General features: G+C 61.6%; 20 protein-coding genes. 4 read left to right on the forward strand and 16 right to left on the reverse strand.

Annotated elements, in window-relative coordinates; all coding sequences use genetic code 11:
• Nucleotides 1–8: 8 nt before the first annotated feature.
• The gene (locus AC56LW_RS04400; RefSeq protein ID WP_499632015.1) at nucleotides 9–737 is read left to right on the forward strand and encodes an arginyltransferase; all 729 of its coding nucleotides are present in this window, start codon (nucleotides 9–11) and stop codon (nucleotides 735–737) included.
• A 114-nt stretch (nucleotides 738–851) separates the two neighbouring features.
• Nucleotides 852–1,901, forward strand: coding sequence for a quinone-dependent dihydroorotate dehydrogenase (locus AC56LW_RS04405; protein ID WP_499503510.1), 1,050 nt, complete (start codon nucleotides 852–854; stop codon nucleotides 1,899–1,901).
• Nucleotides 1,902–1,942: 41 nt separating this feature from the next.
• Here AC56LW_RS04405 and AC56LW_RS04410 read toward each other — a convergent pair whose 3' ends face one another.
• From AC56LW_RS04410 to AC56LW_RS04435, 6 genes are all read right to left on the reverse strand, one after another.
• Entirely contained in the window at nucleotides 1,943–2,872 is a 930-nt protein-coding gene (locus tag AC56LW_RS04410) for a CysB family HTH-type transcriptional regulator (protein WP_332532470.1), read from the reverse strand.
• Nucleotides 2,869–3,942 (reverse strand): sulfate/molybdate ABC transporter ATP-binding protein, encoded by a 1,074-nt coding sequence (locus AC56LW_RS04415; RefSeq protein WP_499632019.1) that lies wholly within the window; start codon nucleotides 3,940–3,942, stop codon nucleotides 2,869–2,871. Before AC56LW_RS04415 ends, AC56LW_RS04410 begins: the two co-directional genes overlap by 4 nt.
• A gap of 19 nt (nucleotides 3,943–3,961) precedes the next feature.
• Nucleotides 3,962–4,867 carry a sulfate ABC transporter permease subunit CysW gene (gene cysW / locus AC56LW_RS04420; protein WP_499632022.1) on the reverse strand — a complete coding sequence of 302 codons (906 nt, stop codon included), beginning with the start codon at nucleotides 4,865–4,867 and terminating at the stop codon, nucleotides 3,962–3,964.
• Nucleotides 4,864–5,736 (reverse strand): sulfate ABC transporter permease subunit CysT, encoded by an 873-nt coding sequence (gene cysT, locus AC56LW_RS04425; RefSeq protein ID WP_332532473.1) that lies wholly within the window; start codon nucleotides 5,734–5,736, stop codon nucleotides 4,864–4,866. Before cysT ends, cysW begins: the two co-directional genes overlap by 4 nt.
• Nucleotides 5,737–5,948: 212 nt before the next feature.
• Entirely contained in the window at nucleotides 5,949–6,587 is a 639-nt protein-coding gene (locus AC56LW_RS04430) for a peroxiredoxin (protein WP_332532474.1), read from the reverse strand.
• A 67-nt stretch (nucleotides 6,588–6,654) separates the two neighbouring features.
• Nucleotides 6,655–7,041, reverse strand: a complete 387-nt coding sequence (locus AC56LW_RS04435) for a diacylglycerol kinase (protein ID WP_229424792.1) — start codon at nucleotides 7,039–7,041, stop codon at nucleotides 6,655–6,657.
• 145 nt (nucleotides 7,042–7,186) lie between these two features.
• Here AC56LW_RS04435 and AC56LW_RS04440 point away from each other — a divergent pair, with 145 nt between their 5' ends.
• Complete coding sequence (locus AC56LW_RS04440; RefSeq protein ID WP_332532475.1) at nucleotides 7,187–7,972, forward strand: IclR family transcriptional regulator; 786 nt, start codon at nucleotides 7,187–7,189, stop codon at nucleotides 7,970–7,972.
• A 50-nt stretch (nucleotides 7,973–8,022) separates the two neighbouring features.
• Here the strand turns inward: AC56LW_RS04440 and pbpG are convergent, their stop codons facing one another.
• The 3 genes from pbpG to AC56LW_RS04455 form a co-directional block, all read right to left on the reverse strand.
• A complete protein-coding gene (gene pbpG, locus AC56LW_RS04445) occupies nucleotides 8,023–9,189 on the reverse strand; it encodes a D-alanyl-D-alanine endopeptidase (RefSeq protein ID WP_499632025.1) in 1,167 nt (388 codons plus the stop codon).
• 166 nt (nucleotides 9,190–9,355) lie between these two features.
• The gene (locus tag AC56LW_RS04450; RefSeq protein WP_499632028.1) at nucleotides 9,356–10,051 is read right to left on the reverse strand and encodes a nitroreductase; all 696 of its coding nucleotides are present in this window, start codon (nucleotides 10,049–10,051) and stop codon (nucleotides 9,356–9,358) included.
• Nucleotides 10,048–10,974: a DMT family transporter gene (locus AC56LW_RS04455; protein ID WP_499632031.1), complete on the reverse strand. Its 927-nt coding sequence runs from the start codon at nucleotides 10,972–10,974 to the stop codon at nucleotides 10,048–10,050. The genes AC56LW_RS04450 and AC56LW_RS04455 overlap by 4 nt, the downstream gene beginning before the upstream one ends.
• A 323-nt stretch (nucleotides 10,975–11,297) precedes the next feature.
• Here AC56LW_RS04455 and phaP point away from each other — a divergent pair, with 323 nt between their 5' ends.
• Nucleotides 11,298–11,870, forward strand: coding sequence for a TIGR01841 family phasin (gene phaP / locus AC56LW_RS04460; RefSeq protein WP_332532479.1), 573 nt, complete (start codon nucleotides 11,298–11,300; stop codon nucleotides 11,868–11,870).
• A gap of 75 nt (nucleotides 11,871–11,945) precedes the next feature.
• Here the strand turns inward: phaP and AC56LW_RS04465 are convergent, their stop codons facing one another.
• The 7 genes from AC56LW_RS04465 to ltrA form a co-directional block, all read right to left on the reverse strand.
• Nucleotides 11,946–12,680 carry an ABC transporter ATP-binding protein gene (locus AC56LW_RS04465; RefSeq protein ID WP_499632034.1) on the reverse strand — a complete coding sequence of 245 codons (735 nt, stop codon included), beginning with the start codon at nucleotides 12,678–12,680 and terminating at the stop codon, nucleotides 11,946–11,948.
• Nucleotides 12,681–12,691: 11 nt separating this feature from the next.
• Complete coding sequence (locus AC56LW_RS04470) at nucleotides 12,692–13,462, reverse strand: ABC transporter ATP-binding protein (protein WP_499632036.1); 771 nt, start codon at nucleotides 13,460–13,462, stop codon at nucleotides 12,692–12,694.
• Nucleotides 13,459–14,670, reverse strand: a complete 1,212-nt coding sequence (locus tag AC56LW_RS04475; protein ID WP_499632039.1) for an ABC transporter permease subunit — start codon at nucleotides 14,668–14,670, stop codon at nucleotides 13,459–13,461. Before AC56LW_RS04475 ends, AC56LW_RS04470 begins: the two co-directional genes overlap by 4 nt.
• A gap of 12 nt (nucleotides 14,671–14,682) precedes the next feature.
• Nucleotides 14,683–15,612 carry a branched-chain amino acid ABC transporter permease gene (locus AC56LW_RS04480; protein WP_258835419.1) on the reverse strand — a complete coding sequence of 310 codons (930 nt, stop codon included), beginning with the start codon at nucleotides 15,610–15,612 and terminating at the stop codon, nucleotides 14,683–14,685.
• 230 nt (nucleotides 15,613–15,842) lie between these two features.
• The gene (ispH, locus tag AC56LW_RS04485) at nucleotides 15,843–16,802 is read right to left on the reverse strand and encodes a 4-hydroxy-3-methylbut-2-enyl diphosphate reductase (RefSeq protein WP_332532483.1); all 960 of its coding nucleotides are present in this window, start codon (nucleotides 16,800–16,802) and stop codon (nucleotides 15,843–15,845) included.
• 9 nt (nucleotides 16,803–16,811) lie between these two features.
• Nucleotides 16,812–17,264 (reverse strand): FKBP-type peptidyl-prolyl cis-trans isomerase, encoded by a 453-nt coding sequence (locus AC56LW_RS04490; RefSeq protein ID WP_332532484.1) that lies wholly within the window; start codon nucleotides 17,262–17,264, stop codon nucleotides 16,812–16,814.
• 136 nt (nucleotides 17,265–17,400) lie between these two features.
• Complete coding sequence (gene ltrA, locus AC56LW_RS04495; RefSeq protein WP_499632044.1) at nucleotides 17,401–19,101, reverse strand: group II intron reverse transcriptase/maturase; 1,701 nt, start codon at nucleotides 19,099–19,101, stop codon at nucleotides 17,401–17,403.
• Between the last annotated feature and the right edge of the window lie 544 nt (nucleotides 19,102–19,645).

Genomic DNA, 19,645 nt, shown 5'->3' on the forward strand with positions numbered 1-19,645 from the left:
CTCCTTGCATGACGCACCTACACGACCTGCCCTTTGCCACGCTGCAGTTCTACACCACGGCGCCCTACCCGTGCAGCTATCTCGACGCACGCCAGGCGCGCTCGCAGGTCGCGACGCCCTCGCACCTGATCAATGCCGATGTGTATTCCGAGCTGGTCAGAAATGGCTTCCGGCGCAGCGGCATCTTCACCTACCGCCCGTATTGCGATGGTTGTCAGGCCTGCATTCCGGTGCGCGTCAGGTGTGCCGACTTCACGCCCAACCGCACCCAGCGCCGCGCCTGGAAGCGCCATGGCAACCTGGTCGCGATGGTCGCCAACCTGGCGTTCTCGGACGAGCACTACGCACTCTACCTGCGCTACCAGACCACGCGCCATGTGGGCGGTGGCATGGACCAGGACAGCCGCGACCAGTACGCGCAGTTCCTGCTGCAAAGCCGCGTTAACACGCGCCTGGTTGAATTTCGCGAGCCCGATGGCACCTTGCGCATGGTGTCGATCATCGACGTGCTGTCCGACGGCCTGTCGTCGGTGTACACCTTCTTCGATCCGGATGTCGAGAACGCGTCGTATGGCACCTACAACATCCTGTGGCAGGTGAACCAGGCGCACGAACTCGGGTTGTCGTATGTGTATCTGGGCTACTGGATCGCGCAAAGCCCCAAGATGGCCTACAAGATCAACTTCCGGCCACTCGAAGCACGGATCGACGGACAATGGGGCGTTCTGGACGCCTGAACCTGTTGCGCGCCGGGTCCGCGGACACAACCGCTAACAATTGCCTTGATACTTCGTTACGTACGTCCCCTCGCCGCACGTTAGAATGATGGGGATACGTCAACCGAGTACCCCATGCCAGACAAAATTCTGTATACCCTCGTTCGTCCCGCATTGTTCTCGCTCGATCCCGAAGCGGCGCACAACCTGACCTTGCCCATGCTGCGTCGCGCAGCAGCGCTTGGCCTGACAGGCGCATTCCGGAAACCACGGCCCGATCCGCGCACCGTCATGGGTATCACGTTTCCCAACCCTGTCGGCCTGGCCGCCGGGTTGGACAAGGATGGCGCGTATATCGATGGCCTGGCGGCGCTGGGCTTCGGCTCCATTGAAATCGGCACGGTCACCCCGCGCGGCCAGGCCGGCAATCCGAAACCGCGCATGTTCCGGCTGCCGCGTGCGCGCGGCATCATCAATCGCATGGGCTTCAACAATGGCGGCGTCGACGCGTTCGTGGCCAATGTGCAGGCATCGCGCTTTTTCCAGGAAAAGCAGGGTGTTCTGGGGCTGAACATCGGCAAGAACGCCGATACGCCGATTGAGCGGGCCGCCGACGACTACCTGGAATGCCTGCGCAAGGTGTACCCGTATGCCAGCTACGTGACGGTCAATATCTCGTCGCCAAACACGCAGAACCTGCGCCAGTTGCAGGGCGCGTCCGAACTCGACGCCCTGCTGTCGCAACTCAAGCAGGAGCAGATGCGCCTGGCCGACCAGCACGGCCACTACGTGCCGCTTACGCTCAAGATCGCACCGGACGTCGACGGCGACCAGATCCGCGATATTGCCGGCGCCCTGCTGCGCCACAAGATCGACGGCGTCATCGCCACCAATACCACGCTCAACCGGCGCGATGTCGAGGGCATGAAGCACGCGCAGCAAGCAGGCGGCCTGTCGGGCGCGCCCGTGTTCGAGCAGTCGAACATCGTGATCCGTGCGCTCAAGACCGAGCTGCGCGACGACATCCCGATCATCGGCGTGGGCGGCATCATGCGCGGCGCCGATGCACGTGCAAAAATCGCGGCCGGCGCCAAGCTGGTGCAGTTGTACAGTGGCTTGATCTACGCCGGGCCGGGCCTGGTGCGTGATTGCGCGGACGCGCTGCGCGAACAAAAAAAGAAGTAAACCCGGCCGGCGCGCCAGTGTGGCGTGCCGGCAGCACCACCCTACTCCGCCGTCGCAATCGCCTTTTCGATATCGGCCCGCGTATAGCCTTGCGCGAAGCGCTCGATGAAGTGAAACGCGTAAGAGCGCAGGTACGAGCCGCGCCGCACCGCTAGGCGCGTCACGTTCTGCGCGAACAGGTGCGATGCCTCGATCGCGCGCAACCCCTTGTCGCGGCCATGGTCAAAGGCCATCGACGCCACAATCCCCACGCCCATCCCCAGTGACACGTACTGCTTGATCACGTCCGAATCCATCGCAGTGAGCACGATGTCCGGCGCCAGCCCGGCTTCGAGAAAGGCCGCATCGATATGGCTGCGGCCAGTAAAGCCCTGGTCGTACGTGATGAGCGGATGCTCGGCCAGGTCTTCCAGGCGCAGCGGCGAGCCGCTGGCAAAGATCGGATGGCCTTCCGGCGCCACGATCACGTGGCTCCAGCGGTAGCACGGGAACGACACCAGGTCGGGAAACGCCGACAGGCCTTCGGTCGCGATACCGATATCGGCCTTGCCCGAGGCGACCCATTCCGCGATGTGTTCCGGCGCGCTTTGCTGCAAGGCGATGCGCACATTGGGGAACGCGGCGCGAAACGATTGCACCACCTGCGGCAGCGCGTAACGAGCCTGCGTGTGGGTCACGGCCACCGTCAGCGTGCCGCTGTCCTGGCCGGCGAATTCGCGGCTGGCCTGCTGCAGGTTCTCGGCTTCGACCAGCAGCTTTTCGACGATGCGCAGGATGCCCTTGCCGGGCGGCGTCAGGCCTGTCAGGCGCTTGCCGTTGCGCTCGAAAATCACGACGCCCAGCTCATCTTCGAGTTCGCGGATCTGGCGCGACACGCCCGGTTGCGACGTGAACAGCGCGTTAGCCACGTCGGTCAGGTTGAAGTCGCGCCGGGCCGCTTCGCGCACCGAGCGCAGCTGCTGGAAGTTCATGCGGCGCTTCCGTGGTCGACGAACACTTCGATCCGGCGCGGGCGCACCACCAGCGTGTCGCCCTCCTTCAGGCCAAGGCTGGCGAAGCGTTCATTCGGCAGCACCGCTTCGATCATCTGGCCATTGTCGGCGCGCTCCAGGTCGAGCTGGGCCAGCGGCCCAATGGCATGCGCGCGGCGCAGCTTGGCCACGACGCCCGCCGCGCCCGGGGTGTAGCGCTCGACATCCAGATCGTGCGGGCGCACGTAACCGATGCCCGCACCGTCGCGCACATCGATGTGCTGCGGCGCCTGGAAGTTGACGTCGCCGCTGGCCAGCACGCCTTCGTGGATGCGGCCGTGGAACAGGTTGACGTTGCCCAGGAAGCCGTAGACGAACGGCGACGCCGGATGGTTATAGACCTGGTCGGGACTGCCCAATTGCTCGACGCGGCCCTTGTTCATCAGGACCACCTGGTCGGCCACTTCGAGCGCTTCTTCCTGATCGTGCGTGACGAAGATCGACGTCACGTGCAGGTCGTCGTGCAGGCGGCGCAGCCAGCGGCGCAGTTCCTTGCGCACCTTGGCGTCGAGCGCGCCGAACGGCTCGTCGAGCAGCAGCACGCGCGGCTCGACGGCCAGCGCGCGCGCCAGGGCGATGCGCTGCCGCTGGCCCCCCGACAGCTGCGGCGGATAGCGGTCGGCGATCCAGTCGAGCTGCACCAGTTCGAGCAGCTTTTTGACCTTGTCGCGGATCTGGTCTTCGCTCGGGCGCTCGCTGCGCGGTTTCACACGCAGGCCGAACGCGACGTTCTCGAACACGGTCATGTGCTTGAACAGCGCGTAGTGCTGGAACACGAAGCCGACCTGGCGCTCGCGCACGTGCCGGTGCGACGAATCCTGGCCATCGAGCAGCACGGTGCCCGAGTCCGGGTATTCCAGGCCCGCGATGATGCGCAGCAGCGTGGTCTTGCCGCAGCCCGACGGACCGAGCAAGGCGGTCAGTTCGCCGTCCGGGAACTGCAGCGACACGTCGTCGAGCGCCTTGAACTGGCCGAAATTTTTACGGATATGTTGGACTTCAATCGTCATGCGTGGCTCCGGCGTATATTCAGTGAGGGGCGTCCAGCGAGGCCGACTTGGCCTGATGCAGACGCCATTCGATAAAGGACTTGATGGCCAGCGTCACCAGCGCGAGCAGCGCCAGCAGCGACGCCACAGCAAAAGCGGCCGTGAAGTTGTATTCGTTGTAGAGGATCTCGACGTGCAGCGGCATCGTGTTGGTCTCACCGCGGATGTGGCCCGAGACCACCGAGACGGCGCCGAACTCGCCCATCGCACGGGCGTTACACAGAATCACGCCATACAGCAGGCCCCATTTGATGTTCGGCATCGTCACGCGCCAGAACGTCGACCAGCCCGATGCGCCCAGCACCAGCGCCGCTTCTTCTTCTTCGGTGCCCTGCTGCTGCATCAGCGGAATCAGCTCGCGCGCCACGAACGGGAACGTGATGAACACGGTGGCCAGCACGATGCCCGGCACCGCGAACAGGATCTTGATGTCGTGCTCGGCCAGCCACGGACCGAACCAGCCCGACGCGCCGAACAGCAGCACGTACATCAGGCCCGCGATCACGGGCGAGATCGAGAACGGCAGATCGATCAGCGTGAGCAGGATGCTCTTGCCACGGAACTCGAACTTGGTGATCGCCCAGGCGGCGGCCACGCCGAACACGAGGTTCAGTGGCACCGAGATCACGGCGGCGATCAGCGTGAGCTTGATGGCCGAGATCGCATCCGGATCGATGACCGACTCGACATACACTTCCCAGCCCTTCTTGAGCGCTTCGGTAAACACCGCCGCGAGCGGGATGAACAGGAACAGCGTGAGAAATACCAGGGCAACAGCGATGAGCACATAGCTGACCCAGCGCGGCTCGAGCACGCTCGTGTCGAGGCGCTTGCCCCGGGCCACCGGTGGGCGTGGCGGCGTGGCTTTATCCAGAACGGCGCTCATGATTTGCCTGCCCGTTTGCGTGTCCAGGCCTGCAGCAGATTGATCGTCAGCAGCAGGATGAACGAGAACACCAGCATCACGACGGCAATCGCGGTGGCGCCGGCGTAATCGTACTGTTCGAGTTTGGAGATGATGAGCAGCGGCGTGATCTCGGACACCATCGGCAGGTTGCCGGCGATGAAGATGACCGAGCCGTATTCGCCGGTGGCGCGCGCAAAGGCCAGCGCAAAGCCGGTCAGCAGCGCCGGCACGATCGTCGGCAGCACCACGCGGGTAAACGTCTGCAGCGGCGGCGCGCCCAGGCTGGCGGCGGCTTCTTCGAGCTCGCGTTCGGCTTCTTCGAGCACCGGCTGCACCGTGCGCACGACGAACGGCAGCCCGATGAAGGTCAGCGCCACCACGACGCCCAGCGGCGTGAACGCAACCTTGATGCCCCATGTGGCCAGGTACTGGCCGATCCAGCCATTCTGCGCATACAGGGCAGTCAGCGTGATACCGGCCACGGCGGTGGGCAGCGCGAACGGCAAATCGACCAGCGCATCGATGAAGCGCTTGCCGGGAAATTTATAACGCACCAGAACCCAGGCGACGATGCCGCCGAACACGACGTTCAGGGCGGCTGCGATCAGCGACGCGCCAAAGCTGAGGCGATAGGACGCCATGACGCGCTCGGACGTGACGGTGGCCCAGAACTCGGCCCAGGTCATGCTGAAGGTATTGAGGAACACCGCCGACAGCGGGATGAGAACGATCAGCGCCAGGTAAAACAGCGTGAAGCCGAGCGAAATGCCAAAGCCGGGAATGACCCGGCCCGGTGCTTTCGACGACTTCGACGCTGCCGTGCTGCCTGGCATGGCAAGCGATGTCATGCGAGTCCTTATTACAAATTCTTCTATCGGACGCCCATATTCTCACGTGAACTTTATAACGCAAACGAAGCAATCCTTATTTGTATAGACACGAAACACTATGTAGACGTGCAGCGCCTGCATAGCGATAAGCGTAAAAATTCGTAGGTGCAATAAAAAAACGGTGGTCAGGCAATTGCCCAATCCACCGTTCTGGCACCGCAAAGAGATGCTTACTTGTTCGGCTGCGGCGTCATGCGCAGATACGGACGCGGCGCTTCGAAGCCCTTTGGATACTTTTGCTTGATCACGTCAGGATCGGTCACGGTCAGCGGAATGATGACGTCGTCGCCATCCTTCCAGTTGCCCGGCGTGGCAACGGTGTAGCCGTCGGTCAGTTGCAGGGCGTCGATCACGCGCAGCACTTCGTCGAAGTTGCGACCGGTGCTCATCGGGTAGGTGATGGTCAGGCGCACTTTCTTGTTCGGATCGATGATGAACAGCGAACGCACGGTGGCAGTGGCCGACTGTTCCGGGTGGATCATGTCGTACAGCGTCGAGACCGAGCGGTCGGCATCGGCGATGATCGGGAAGCCCACCACGGTTTGCTGGGTTTCTTCGATGTCGCGGATCCAGTCGCGGTGCTGTTCGGCCGCGTCGACCGACAGCGCGATCGCCTTGACATTGCGCTTGTCGAATTCAGGCTTGAGCTTGGCGGTCAGGCCCAGTTCGGTGGTGCAGACCGGCGTAAAGTCGGCCGGGTGCGAAAACAGCACGACCCACGAGTCGCCTGCCCATTCGTGGAAACGGATCTTGCCAATGCTGGAATCTTGTTCGAAATCGGGGGCGGTATCGCCGAGGCGTAAGGTCATGGTCATCTCCTGTGATTGATCAAACTTGTTCGGAGCGCCATCCGGCACGGACGGCGCGTTGCATGGTCTACATGAAGCGATTGTAGAGGACGACGGCCCAGGTCGCGAACGCCAGCAGCAGCGTCAGTGCGACGGCAGCGCTGCCGATATCCTTGGCCGCTTTCGACAATGGATGGCGCTCGAGCGAGATACGGTCGACGACCGCTTCGATCGCTGAATTGATCAGCTCGACGATCAGCACCACGATCAGCACGCCGATCATGGCCAGACGCTGGAAGCCCGAGACCGGCAACAGCAGTGCGATCACGCTGGCCACGACGATCAGCACCACCTCTTGCCGGAACGCCGCTTCGCTGCGCCAGGCCCAGCGCAGGCCGTCCCAGGTGTTGCGGCACGCCGCGCCAATACGCTCGAGGCCGCGCAAGGTCTTGAATTCGCTGATCGGGTTGTCCATCGTTGTCCAGTGAGGATGCAGGAACACCATTATGCCGCCTCCCGATCAGCATGTGGCATGCAGGCCCACAATGCAAGGGCGGGTTTGCGCGAGCGTTTCACATCATGGTATAAAGAATGGGCCTACTGCACCGCACAACCATCATATGAAAATGGAAACGCCCCAACCCGCCAAGACCTCGATTCAGGTGATCGAACGCATGACCTTACTTCTGGACGCTCTGGCCACCTATTCCGACCCGGTCAGCCTCAAGGAGCTGGCGCGCGTATCGGGTCTGCACCCGTCCACGGCGCACCGGATCCTCAACGATATGGTGGTCACGCGTTTCGTCGACCGTGTCGAGCCGGGCACCTACCGGCTCGGCATGCGCCTGCTGGAACTGGGCAATGTGGTCAAGAGCCGGCTGTCGGTGCGCGAAGCGGCGCTCGACGCCATGCGCGCCCTGCACCGCAAGACGCAGCAGACAGTCAATCTGTCGGTGCGTCAGGGTGACGAAATCGTGTACATCGACCGGGCCTTCTCGGAGCGTTCCGGGATGCAGGTCGTGCGCGCCATTGGCGGGCGCGGTCCGCTGCACCTGACCTCCACCGGCAAGCTGTTTTTGTCCGTGGACGATGTGAAAGCCACACGCGCCTACGCGACCCGCACGGGCCTCTCGGGACACACGCGCAATTCGATCACCGAGCTGGCGCGGCTGGAGCGCGAGCTGAGCCTGGTGCGCTCGCGCGGCTATGCGCGCGATAATGAAGAGCTCGAACTGGGTGTGCGCTGCATGGCGGCAGGCATCCATGATGACAGTGGCAAGCTGGTGGCGGGTTTGTCGATTTCGGCGCCGGCCGACCGCCTGCAGGAAGACTGGCTCGATGACCTGGTGCAGACGGCGGCGCGCATTTCGGCGACGCTCGGCTATCGGCCGATGCCGACGGTATAAAACACGAGAGCAGACACAACAAGGGCAGGCGCGCGGCCTGCCCTTGTTGTTTAGCGCACCAGGCCTGGCGCGCTGGCGGTAATGGTCGATGGCCGGATCGCATCGACATCCATGCGGTCGGGCAGCGACTCGATCAGGCGGCGAATGCGGCCGGCGTCGGCCGTACGCGACATCTTGCCCTTCGAATCCAGGAACACCATCACCACATTGCGGCCATGGATCATGGCCTGCATCACCAGGCAGCGCCCTGCTTCGTTGATGAAGCCGGTCTTCTGCAGGCCGATATTCCAGTCAGGCAGCGATACCAGATAGTTGGTATTGCGATAGTGCATCGTGCGGCCGCTGGCTTGCACGGTGGAGTTGGGCGTGGTCGAGAATTCGCGCAGTACCGGGTCGCCATGTGCCGCCATGACGAGCTTGGCCAGGTCGCGCCCGCTCGAGACGTTGCGGCTCGACAGGCCGCTGGAGTCGACGTAATGGGTATCGCGCATGCCCAGCTGGCGTGCCTTGGCGTTCATCGCGCCGACGAAGGCGCTGATGCCGCCCGGATAGTTGCGGCCCAGCGCCGATGCGGCGCGGTTCTCGGAACTCATCAGGGCAATATGGAGCAATTCGCGGCGCGTCATGCTGGCGCCGACCGGCAGGCGTGAGCTGCTGAACTTGTGGCGATCGACGTCGTCATCGGTCACGCGCAAGACTTCGTCCAGGTCTTGCTTGGAGTCCATCACGACCATGCCCGTCATCAGCTTGGTCAGCGACGCGATCGGCAGTGCGACATTGGCGTTTTTCTCGAACAGCACTTCGGCGCTGTTCTGATCGACCACGTAAGCCACATTCGAGCGCAGCGCCAGCGGATCGACGGTGTTGTCGAGACCAGCCATGTCGCCGACGGTTTTGGCGGCAACGCCAACTGCAACCGCAGCGGCAGCAGTACGCACCGGCTGGTACGTGACGACGCGCTTGCCGCGCACGGTCTTGACGCGACGGATCATGCGCGGACGGTCGCCTGCGGCGGCGAGTTCCTGACGTTTGGCTTTTTTGGTGCGTGTGGCCGTGGTTTTGCGCACGACCTTGCGTTTGACTTTTTTCTTGGCGGCAGACGATTTCTTCGCCTGCTCGGTGGCGCCCGCACCCGCGCCTGCGCCAGCACCGGCGGCCTGGACTGGGGAAAAGGCAAATAAAGCGGCAACCACAGCAGCCACAGCAAGTTTGAACATGATGAAGCCCCTGACCCGAACAGATGAGATACGTAGTGAAGTGTAGCGGAACGACGTCCGATCGCAAGCAAAATTCACATTCCGTGCGGCAATAAGCGACTTAATACAACAAGAAGCTGTTAACCATTTTCCTTTTGATATCAACAGGATATTGACGGTATTTACATTACTCCATGAAGCGGGCGAAGCCGTGGATCGGTTCGCGCTCGGTCATCAGAGTGTTCTCGATGCGCGTTGGATCGGCCCAGCCCAGCGCCATGCCGCACACCACCATCTCGCTGGTCGGCAGATCAAGTTCGGCGCTGATGATCCGATGATACTGCGTGAACGCCGCTTGCGGGCAGGTGTCGAGGCCCCGCGCGCGCGCCGCCACCATGATGTTCTGTAAAAACATGCCGTAGTCGAGCCACGAACCCTGCGCCATGATGCGGTCGATCGTGAAGATCAGCCCCACCGGCGCATCGAAGAACGCGTAGTTGCGGGCATGCTGGGCCGCCATGCCGGCTTTGTTGTCGCGGCCCAGGCCAAGCAAGCTGTAGAGATCCCAGCCGACCTTGCGCCGGCGGTCGATATACGGCGACGTCCATTCGCGCGGGTAGTAGGCGTATTCCTCGGTGTGCCCGCGCGCTTGTTCGGGATCGGCATTGACCGCCAGGATCGCATTCGACAGCCGCGTACGCGCCGCGCCAGTGAGCACATACACCTTCCACGGCTGCGTATTGGTGCCGGACGGCGCCCGCGCGGCAACGTCGAGGATGCGCGCGATCTCATCGCGTTCCACCGGCTTGTCGAGAAAAGCGCGAATCGAGCGGCGCGACGTGATGGCGGCATCGACCGCTTCCTGGCTGGGACTGCTGATCATTGGAGGTTCCTTGGTTTCTTGACGACAAACGCGACGCCGGTCACGGCAACGACCATCCCGACCAGCCCGAGCAGACTGAACGATTCGCCGAACAGCAGCCAGGCCATGATGGCGGTGGTGGGCGGGGTCAGGTACATCAGGCTCGTCACTTCGGTGGCCTGGCTGCGCCGGATCAGGGTAAACAACAGGAAGATGGCGCCGATCGACAGCGCCAGCACCGACCACACCAGCGCCAGAATGAAGTCGCTGCTCCAGGTAATGCGGCTGAACCCGGGATCAAGATCTTCCAGCCAGATGGCCAGTGGAATCAGCACGAGCACCGTCGCGCTGAACTGGATCGCGGTGCCGGTACGCAAATCGAACTGTGGACAGAAGCGACGCTGGTACAGCGTGCCGGTCGTGATGCACAGCAGCGCAAACAGGCACAGGGCCAGCGCGACCGGCGACATGCCGGCAACGCCCAGCTTGGCATACACGACCAGGGCCACGCCGGACAGGCCCAACAGCAAACCCAGCCACTGCAGGCGCCGCACGCGTTCGCCGATCAGCGGCGCGGCTGCAGCGGTCAGGATGGGCTGCATGCCGACGATCAGCGCCGTCAGGCCGGCCGGCATGCCCAGGTTGATGGCAGCCCAGACGCCGCCCAGATACCCTGCCTGCAACAGCAGCCCCGCCAGTGCGATGTGCAAGATCTGCCCGCGCGGCCAGGGTGCACGCCAGATCAGCACGATCGGCAGCAGCACGGCCAGTACGCCCAGGCAACGCACGATCAGGAAGGTCAGCGGCGGCGCGTAGGGCAGGCCGAACTTGGCGACGATGAAGCCGGTGCTCCACAACAAGACAAAAAACAGTGGTATCGGCGACAGCCATGGAGCAGTCGGGACGGGAGCGGTAACCGGCGGCAGAATGGCAGGCTGTGACATGAGCGCAGTAATGTCCCGAAAGAAACGACAGAGTTAAGGTAGAGACAAGAACCGAGTCTAGCACACCGTTTTTGTGCAATTAAACAGCGAAAAAGAATGTTCGTTTGCGGTAGATCAATTGAGCTTTCTCACAGCAAATGCATTCTTGTCACTTCTGTACCACGAATTGTGCATCGCATCAAAATCGCTTGACGCCTCAAACGAAGTGGCACAAAATCTGCCCTGTTGCGGTGCACAAAAGAAGAGTTTCATCGCGTTTGCCGAAGAGCCTGCCCCACCCGAGCAATAGTCCATTCACGAAACGTAACATTTTGGAGAGACACATGTTTGCAATCCCTGAGCAGTTTTCGACCGCCACCAAGACCAGCCTGGAGTCGCAGTTCGCCCTGTTTTCGTCGCTGACGTCGAAGACGTTCGAAAGCATGGAAAAACTGGTCGCCCTGAACATCAGCACCGCACGCGCCAGCCTTGAAGAATCGTCGGCACTCACCAGCAAGCTGCTGAGCGCCAAGGATCCACAAGAATTCTTCTCGCTGGCCGCTACCCAGGCACAGCCAAACGCTGAAAAAGCCATGGCCTACAGCCGTCAGCTGGCGTCGATCGCCAGCGGCACCGGCGCTGAATTCTCGAAAGCAGCCGAAAGCCAGATCGTCGAAGCCAACCGCAAGGTGATTTCGCTGGTCGACGAAGTGAGCAAGAATGCACCGGCCGGTTCGGAGAACTTCGTCGCCGCCGTCAAGACCGCCATCAGCAACGCCAATGCCGGTTACGAGCAGTTCAGCAAGACCTCGAAGCAGGCTGTCGAAGCCATCGAAACCAATGTGAACGCTGCCGTGTCGCAATTCTCGGCCACCGCTGCCAAGGCCACCAACGCCGCAACGGCTGCTGCTGCGTAATACTGCAGCATCACTGACCGGTAAAAAAATGGCCGGGGCGCGCAAGCGTCCCGGCCATTTTTACGTGCGCGTACTTTATTCGCCCAGATACGCCGCCTGCACGCGCGGATCGGTCAGCATGTCGCGCGCATTGCCAGTCATGGTGACCTCGCCCGACTCCATCACATAGCCGCGGTGCGCGGCCTGCAGCGCCAGCTTGGCATTCTGCTCGACCAGCAGGATCGTGATGCCCTGCTGCGATACATCGCGGATCACCTCGAAAATCTTTTCGACCATGATCGGCGACAGGCCCATCGACGGCTCGTCGAGCAACAGCAGCGTCGGATGGCACATCAGCGCGCGCGCCATTGCCAGCATCTGCTGCTCGCCGCCCGAGAGCGTCCCCGCCAACTGGGCCGCACGTTCCTTCAGGCGTGGGAACACGCTGTACCATTTTTCGATATCGGCGTCGATGCCGGCCTTGTCATTGCGCGTGTAGGCGCCCATTAACAGGTTTTCGTGAATCGACATGCGGGTGAACACGCCCCGCCCTTCCGGCACCATGGCCAGCTTTTGCTGGACCATGCGGAACGACTGCGTACCGCGCAGCGGCTGCCCCAGGTAGCTGATGTCGCCTTCGACCTTGCATGGTGGCAGCGTGCCGGTGATGGCCTTCAGGGTCGTAGTCTTGCCGGCGCCATTCGCGCCAATCAGTGTGACCAGTTCGCCGCGCGCCACCTGCAGATCGATCCCCTTGACCGCCTTGATGCCGCCATACGCCACCTTCAGACCCGATATTTGCAGGATCGTTTCACTCTTCATTGCGTCCATCGTTGCGTCCATCAGTGAGCACCTCCCAGATAGGCCTCGATCACGGCCTGGTTCTTCTGGATCTCGGCCGGCACACCTTCGGCGATCTGCTTGCCGTATTCGAGCACCGTGATACGGTCGCACAGACCCATCATCAGTTTGACGTCGTGCTCGATCAGCAGCACGGTCTTGCCCTGCGCCTTGATCTTGACGAGCAGTTCGCGCAGACCCAGTTTTTCGGTGGCGTTCATGCCGGCCGCCGGCTCGTCCAGCGCCAGCAATTGCGGATCGGTCGCCAGCGCGCGCGCAATTTCCAGGCGGCGCTGGTCGCCGTACGACAAAAACTTTGCCGTGCGGTTGGCGAACTGGCCGATACCGACGAAATCGAGCAGCTCCTGGGCACGCACACGGATAGCCCGCTCTTCTTCACGCGCCGTCTTGTGGCGCAGGATCGCACCAAGCACGCCCTGTTTGGTACGCACATGGCGGCCCACCATGACGTTTTCCAGCGCGCTCATTTCGCCGAACAGGCGGATGTTCTGGAACGTGCGCGCAATACCGGCCCTGGCCACGTCGTGCGGGGCCGACGGCGAATACGCCTTGCCGGCCAGCTCGAACGTGCCGCTGTCGGGCTGGTACAGGCCCGTGATCACATTGAAGAACGTGGTCTTGCCGGCCCCGTTGGGGCCGATCAGGCCGTAGATCTGGCCCTGCTTGATCCGGATGCCGACATCGGTCAGCGCCTGCAGGCCGCCGAAGCGCTTGTTGACGCCGGCAATGTTCAAAATGACTTGTTCGCTCATGTGGTACTCGCTTCTTCGTCGTCACGCGCCAGCGCGGCGTTGGGCCGCTCTTCCTTGTTGGGCGACGGCCACAGGCCGGCCGGGCGCACCAGCATGATCAATACCAGCGCCAGGCCGTACAGCAACTGGCGCAGCACTTCGGCTTCGATGATCACCTTGCCGAACAATGCTTGCTGGGCCGGGTCGACCACGTGGCGCAGCACTTCCGGCAGGGCCGCCAGCAACACGCCGCCCAGCACGACGCCCGGGATGTGGCCGATGCCGCCGAGCACCACCATGGCCAGCACGGCGATCGACTCGGTCAGCGAGAACGATTCCGGCGAAACAAACCCCTGGAAGGCGCCGAACATCGCGCCGGCCACGCCGCCAAACGAGGCGCCCATCGCAAAGGCAAGCAGCTTGACGTTGCGGGTATTGATGCCCATCGCCTTGGCGGCGATCTCATCTTCGCGGATCGCCACCCAGGCGCGGCCCAGGCGCGAATGCTGCAAGCGGCCGGTGATGAAGATCGACGCGATCACCAGCGCCAGGAACAGGAAGTAATACGCGTTCACGGACGGCATCGCGTAGCTGCCGAGGTGCACGGTAGCGTTGGACCCCGCCTCGCCCGCCAGCGACACCCCGAAGATGCGGATCGGGTCGATCATGTTGATCCCCTGCGGCCCGTTGGTGAAGTTGATCGGGTCGTTCAGGTTGTTCATGAAGATCCGGATGATCTCGCCAAAGCCCAGCGTCACGATGGCGAGGTAGTCACCGCGCAATTTGAGCGTCGGAGCGCCCAGCAGCGCGCCGCACAGCGCGGCGGACAAGGCTGCCAGCGGCACGATCGCCCACAGCGACAGGTGGATGCCGTTCTGCTGGATCTCGGGGCCGAAGAACGCGACCAGCGCCTCGCCGATGGCGGGCGAGTAATAGATCACCGATTCCAGCAGCGCGGCGAACTGCGGCGACGAGAACAGGCCGACCAGGTACGCGCCGACCGCGAAGAACGCGATATAGCCCAGGTCGAGCAGGCCGGCGAAGCCCACCACGATGTTCAGGCCAAGCGCGAGCATGATGTACAGCAGCGCGATGTCGATGATGCGCACCCACGAGTTGCCGAATTGCGCGGCAAAGAACGGGAAGATCAGGAGCAGCACCAGCACGATCGCCATGCTGGTGTAGGCCTGGCGCGGCTTGTGCTGGGTGTCGAACGTCAGGAGTGCCATGGTGTGCTCCGGTTAAGCGCGGTCGGCCACGCGTTCGCCCATGATGCCGGACGGGCGCAGGGTCAACACGAGGATCAGCACCACGAAGGCGAAGATGTCCTGGTAGTGGCTGCCGAGGAAACCACCGGTCAGGTCGCCGATATAGCCGGCGCCCAGCGCTTCGATGATGCCCAGCACGAGGCCACCGATCATGGCGCCATAGATATTGCCGATCCCGCCCAGCACTGCGGCGCAGAATGCCTTCAGGCCCGGCAGCACGCCCATCGTGAACGTGATCGACGCGTAGTTGGCGCCCCACATGACGCCGGCCACGGCGGCCAGCGCCGCGCCGATGGCGAAAGTGGCGACGATCACGCGGTTCGTATCGATGCCCATCAGGCCAGCCACACGCGGGTTTTCGGCCACGGCGCGCATTGCGCGGCCCATTCGCGTACGCTCGACCAGCAGCACGAGGCTGCCCATCGCCAGCGCGGCCAGCACGAGCAGCAAGACCTGGGTCTGCGAGATCATGGCGCCGCCGATCATGATCGGTTCGGACGACAGCAACTGCGGGAACGGCAACGGGCTGCGGCCCCAGATCATCATCGCGAACGTTTGCAGCAGGATCGAGATGCCGATGGCCGTGATCAACGGCGCCAGGCGCGGTGCATTGCGCAGGCGGCGGTAGGCAATGCGTTCGATCAGGATATTGACCAGCATGGTGACGGGAATGGCGCCAAGGATCGCGAGTGCCAGCTGTACATAGCCAGGCAGGCCAGGCACATAAGCTTCAAGCAATTGCAGGATGGTCAGGCCGATCATTGCGCCGATCATCAACACGTCGCCGTGGGCGAAGTTGATCAGGTTGAGGACGCCGTACACCATCGTGTAGCCGAGCGCGACCAGCGCATACATACTGCCGAGCACGAGCCCGTTCAGTAGTTGTTGGATAAAGGTTTCCATCATTCCGCCTGTTGTGCAATAACAAAAAACGGCACGCCAGGGAATCCCGACGTGCCGCTCATGGTCTGAAGCTGCTGCTTTACCGTTGTCTGCGGCCGAACGGCGCACTGGTGAGCGCATCGCTACGACAAATCCGAGCGCCGCCATCATAGCTTGGCTGCCGGAAAACTAACAACGGTAAATGGCGGCAGTAGCTAATTTTTGTTTTCTGCCAGAACGAAAAATAATGTTCAGCCTTCCGCCTTGAAGGCAACCTGCCGAACGCCATCCAGGCCTTTCGGCAGCGGGAACGTGACGTTCTCTTCAACGCCTTCGAGGGCGCGTACACTGGCCGCGCCCAGTTGCTTCAGGCGGTCGATCACGGCTTGCACCAGTACCTCGGGCGCCGATGCGCCGGCGGTGACGCCGATGCGTTTCTTGCCGGCGATCCAGGCCGGATCGATGGCGGCAGCGTTGTCGACCATATAGGCAGGCGTGCCCATCTTGTCGGCCACTTCGCGCAAGCGGTTCGAGTTGGAGCTGTTGGGGCTACCGACGACGATCACCACTTCGACCTGCGGCGCGAGGAACTTGACGGCTTCCTGGCGGTTGGTGGTGGCGTAGCAGATATCGCCTTTTTTCGGCTCGATGATGTTCGGGAAGCGCACCTTGAGCGCGTCGATGATGTCGGCCGTGTCGTCGACCGACAACGTGGTTTGCGACACATACGCCAGCAGGTCAGGGTTGCGCACCTGCAGGTTCTCGACATCGGCAACCGTCTCGACCAGGTGCATGCCTTCTTCAGCCTGGCCCATCGTCCCTTCGACTTCCGGGTGGCCGTCGTGGCCGATCATGATGATCTCGGCGCCGAGTTTGCGCATCTTGGCCACTTCGACGTGCACCTTGGTCACCAATGGACAGGTGGCGTCGAAGATCGTCAGGCCGCGCGCTTCGGCATCGGCCCGCACCGCTTTCGAGACGCCATGGGCCGAGAACACCAGGGTGTTGCCCGGCGGGACGTCTTCGAGCTGCTCAATGAAGATCGCGCCCTTGGTGCGCAGGTCGGCCACGACATAGGCGTTGTGGACGATTTCATGGCGCACATAGATCGGGGCGCCGAATTGGGTCAGGGCGCGCTCGACGATTTCGATGGCGCGGTCTACGCCAGCGCAAAAGCCGCGTGGCTGGGCAAGCAGAATTTCGTTTTCCATAGTCTTCCTTTACAGCACCGAAATCAGTTTCACTTCGAACTGGAGCGCCCGGCCAGCCATCGGATGGTTGAAGTCGAACAGGGCCGAGTCATCGCGCATTTCAAGCAGCACGCCGGCAAACCGGCCGCCCTTCGGCGCATTGAACTCGACCACTTCGCCGACCAGATAATCGGCGCCCGGCACCGAATTTTCTTCCAGCGTCGCTTTCGACACCGACTGGATCAGCTCAGGGTTACGTTCACCGAACGCTTCCTGAGCGCTGAGCTCGAAGGTCTGGTGCGTGCCTTCGGGCAGGCCGATCAGGCGCTCTTCGAGAAATGGCGCGAGCTGGCCCTGACCGAGCAACAGCGTGGCCGGCGTGCCATTGAAGGTGGTGATCACATCAGAACCACCGGCAACAGCCAGGCGGTAATGCAGTGTCAGGTACGAGGATTCATTGACGACAGGAGCAGCGTTGGCCATGTTCTTTGCGACGTTTCGTATGAGTGCGGGCAGCCCCGGTGGGGGAGGGTAGGAAGGGCCTGTTACCAGAACCCCTCCCCCCTAAGAACCGTGCTTGCGACTTTCACCGCACACGGCTCAAGCTTAATAAAAGTTCCTATGCAGGAACCGGTTTAACAACTTGCAAATTTCGGCTATGCACGCGGGCATGGCAGTTGGGGTGCAATAATACGCGATTTCTAAGGGCCTCGGAGCCGCCCGCCACCCGGTACTCAATGTGGTGGTCATGCCAGCCGGTTTCCATGTTCATCTCATATCCGCACAACGCACACATGCCGCGTTGGTTCATGTATAACGTCGCCAGCTCCTTCCGGTAACTAATGTTCTTCAACATTCGCTTCCGTCGGAGGTCTTCGCCGTACTCTTCCCATTGCGGATCGAAGGGATGGAACTCCCCTTTGATCTTTTTGTGGCGTTCGATGGGAGTACCCGCGAGCGAGTACAGTTCCATCACCTGTTTGCTACCATCCTTCGCAACAACGTCCGCAGCAAACACCCAATTTCGTCCGCCGACTGACCGCCAATATTTCTGGCGAATCCATCCGGCGTTCTTGTTGGGATGCCTTCGCTTGGCCCACCGCATTAGCCGCCATAACAACAACGATTCCATGCGCGAGAACGCTTCCTTGGCCACGACGGGACTGTGGTATTGCGCCCAGCCCCGCAGCATCGGGTTCAGCAGTCGGATCAGATCCTGCTGCCTTACCATCAAACGTTCGCCGATGACCTTCCTCAGCTTTTCATAAAACGCTTCCACGTTCTTTTTACTCGGCTTGATGAGCAGTTTCCCCTCATACTTCCGGAAATTCCACCCAAGGAAGTCAAAACCTTGGTCGATGTGCACAATTTTGGTCTTTGCCTGAGACAGTCGCAATCCTCGTACTGCGAGGAAGCTTTCTACCCAAGGCCGAATCTCAACGTCCAGCAGCTCTTGCGAGGCGCCGGACACTACGAAATCGTCCGCGTATCGTATGACACCAACTTTTAGCTTTTCGACTTTTGACTTACCGACTTGCGCACCGAGGTACTCGATCAGTTTCGTCTCCAATCCATTCAGCGTCCAATTTGCCAATGCAGGGCTGATGATGCCGCCCTGCGGCGTTCCTGCTGTGGTTGCCCTCAACTGCGCCCGGTCAACTACTCCAGACTTCAACCACTTCCGAAGGATCGTCTTGTCCATGCGGACGTTGTCGATCAGCCAGTCGTGATTAATGTTGTCGAAGAAGCCTTCGATGTCAGCATCAAACACCCATTGCGCCGAAACCTTCCGACACGTCTGGAGAAAGATTTGTGACATCGCGTCAGCTGTGGAGCGGCTCTTCCTAAACCCATACGAGTTCGGGTCGCTCACAGTTTCAAGAACCGGGTCGAGCGCCAGCAGGTGTAACGCCTGCATGGCTCGATCTTTCATGGTCGGGATGCCCAAGGGACGTTCCTTTCCATTGGCCTTGGGTATATAGACCCTCCTTAGTGGCAGGGGCCGATACCGACGCTTCTCCAACCGCGCAATCGCTGCAAATTTCTGCAGCGGCGTATCCCATAGCTGCTGATCTACGCCTGCGGTACGCTTGCCTTGATTCTCCGTCACTCGTTTGACTGCCAGCGCTTTCGCACTGAACGAGCGGGTCAGCCACCGTTGCAGGGATTTCACCCGTCGCCAGTCGCCTTCCTGTGTTGCCTTCGTTAGACGAATCTGCATGACTCTCACGTTCTTCTGCACACGCCGCCAATCAATGGCAGCCCATTCAGTAGGAACATGCGAGGACGCAGAATCGAAACTATTTTCGATTACTTTCATTGCCGAGCCTCATCGTAGTGATGCCCGCCGAGGACGTAGCTCTCCCCCGAAGGAAAGAACTGCATCCCTTCGGGGCGAATTTGTCTACTTGTCTATGTAGTCGCTGAACGACTATTGCACCAGATGGAAGTCTGCCCGCTTTCACGGTAGGACAAAGTTTGAATCCATATCCGACCCATTACAGGCCAGCGTTCGCTTTTTCCATCGTCCCATACCCGCTCCGCCACGGGCTTCCCTTACGGGTTGCTTGCCCGCCCCGATGTTCTGAGGCAGGCGGCGAAACGGGCTTACCACGTTCCCTGCGATACCAGCACGGCCTAATTGCACCGCACATGACTGTTTAGGGTCTGACTCTCCCCCGGTGGTTTGATAACGACGTGCCCCCAGTTTGCACAGGAGCATCCAACCACGCACCTTTTTGGTCCAGGCCAACAGCAGATTGGGCCTGTTAATAGTCACGAGGGTTCAACCGTCAGTTCACTTTATGTTACCCATGCAGCCTCACCTAGCCCCTTAACCGCCTTTCTGCTGGCAGTCTCCACGC

Source organism: Telluria sp. LT2P80 (assembly GCF_059685955.1).

Bases quoted from the DNA above. Each gene is read 5' to 3' on its own strand.
- AC56LW_RS04405 (WP_499503510.1), top strand. From the start codon at position 852: ATGCCAGACAAAATTCTGTATACCCTCGTTCGTCCCGCATTGTTCTCG.
- AC56LW_RS04490 (WP_332532484.1), bottom strand. From the start codon at position 17,264: ATGGCCAACGCTGCTCCTGTCGTCAATGAATCCTCGTACCTGACACTG.
- AC56LW_RS04470 (WP_499632036.1), bottom strand. From the start codon at position 13,462: ATGAGCGAACAAGTCATTTTGAACATTGCCGGCGTCAACAAGCGCTTC.
- ispH (WP_332532483.1), bottom strand. From the start codon at position 16,802: ATGGAAAACGAAATTCTGCTTGCCCAGCCACGCGGCTTTTGCGCTGGC.
- phaP (WP_332532479.1), top strand. From the start codon at position 11,298: ATGTTTGCAATCCCTGAGCAGTTTTCGACCGCCACCAAGACCAGCCTG.
- AC56LW_RS04430 (WP_332532474.1), bottom strand. From the start codon at position 6,587: ATGACCTTACGCCTCGGCGATACCGCCCCCGATTTCGAACAAGATTCC.
- AC56LW_RS04415 (WP_499632019.1), bottom strand. From the start codon at position 3,942: ATGACGATTGAAGTCCAACATATCCGTAAAAATTTCGGCCAGTTCAAG.
- pbpG (WP_499632025.1), bottom strand. From the start codon at position 9,189: ATGTTCAAACTTGCTGTGGCTGCTGTGGTTGCCGCTTTATTTGCCTTT.
- AC56LW_RS04450 (WP_499632028.1), bottom strand. From the start codon at position 10,051: ATGATCAGCAGTCCCAGCCAGGAAGCGGTCGATGCCGCCATCACGTCG.
- cysT (WP_332532473.1), bottom strand. From the start codon at position 5,736: ATGACATCGCTTGCCATGCCAGGCAGCACGGCAGCGTCGAAGTCGTCG.
- AC56LW_RS04440 (WP_332532475.1), top strand. From the start codon at position 7,187: ATGAAAATGGAAACGCCCCAACCCGCCAAGACCTCGATTCAGGTGATC.
- AC56LW_RS04465 (WP_499632034.1), bottom strand. From the start codon at position 12,680: ATGGACGCAATGAAGAGTGAAACGATCCTGCAAATATCGGGTCTGAAG.
- cysW (WP_499632022.1), bottom strand. From the start codon at position 4,867: ATGAGCGCCGTTCTGGATAAAGCCACGCCGCCACGCCCACCGGTGGCC.
- AC56LW_RS04475 (WP_499632039.1), bottom strand. From the start codon at position 14,670: ATGGCACTCCTGACGTTCGACACCCAGCACAAGCCGCGCCAGGCCTAC.
- AC56LW_RS04410 (WP_332532470.1), bottom strand. From the start codon at position 2,872: ATGAACTTCCAGCAGCTGCGCTCGGTGCGCGAAGCGGCCCGGCGCGAC.
- AC56LW_RS04435 (WP_229424792.1), bottom strand. From the start codon at position 7,041: ATGGACAACCCGATCAGCGAATTCAAGACCTTGCGCGGCCTCGAGCGT.
- AC56LW_RS04455 (WP_499632031.1), bottom strand. From the start codon at position 10,974: ATGTCACAGCCTGCCATTCTGCCGCCGGTTACCGCTCCCGTCCCGACT.
- AC56LW_RS04480 (WP_258835419.1), bottom strand. From the start codon at position 15,612: ATGGAAACCTTTATCCAACAACTACTGAACGGGCTCGTGCTCGGCAGT.
- ltrA (WP_499632044.1), bottom strand. From the start codon at position 19,101: ATGAAAGTAATCGAAAATAGTTTCGATTCTGCGTCCTCGCATGTTCCT.
- AC56LW_RS04400 (WP_499632015.1), top strand. From the start codon at position 9: ATGACGCACCTACACGACCTGCCCTTTGCCACGCTGCAGTTCTACACC.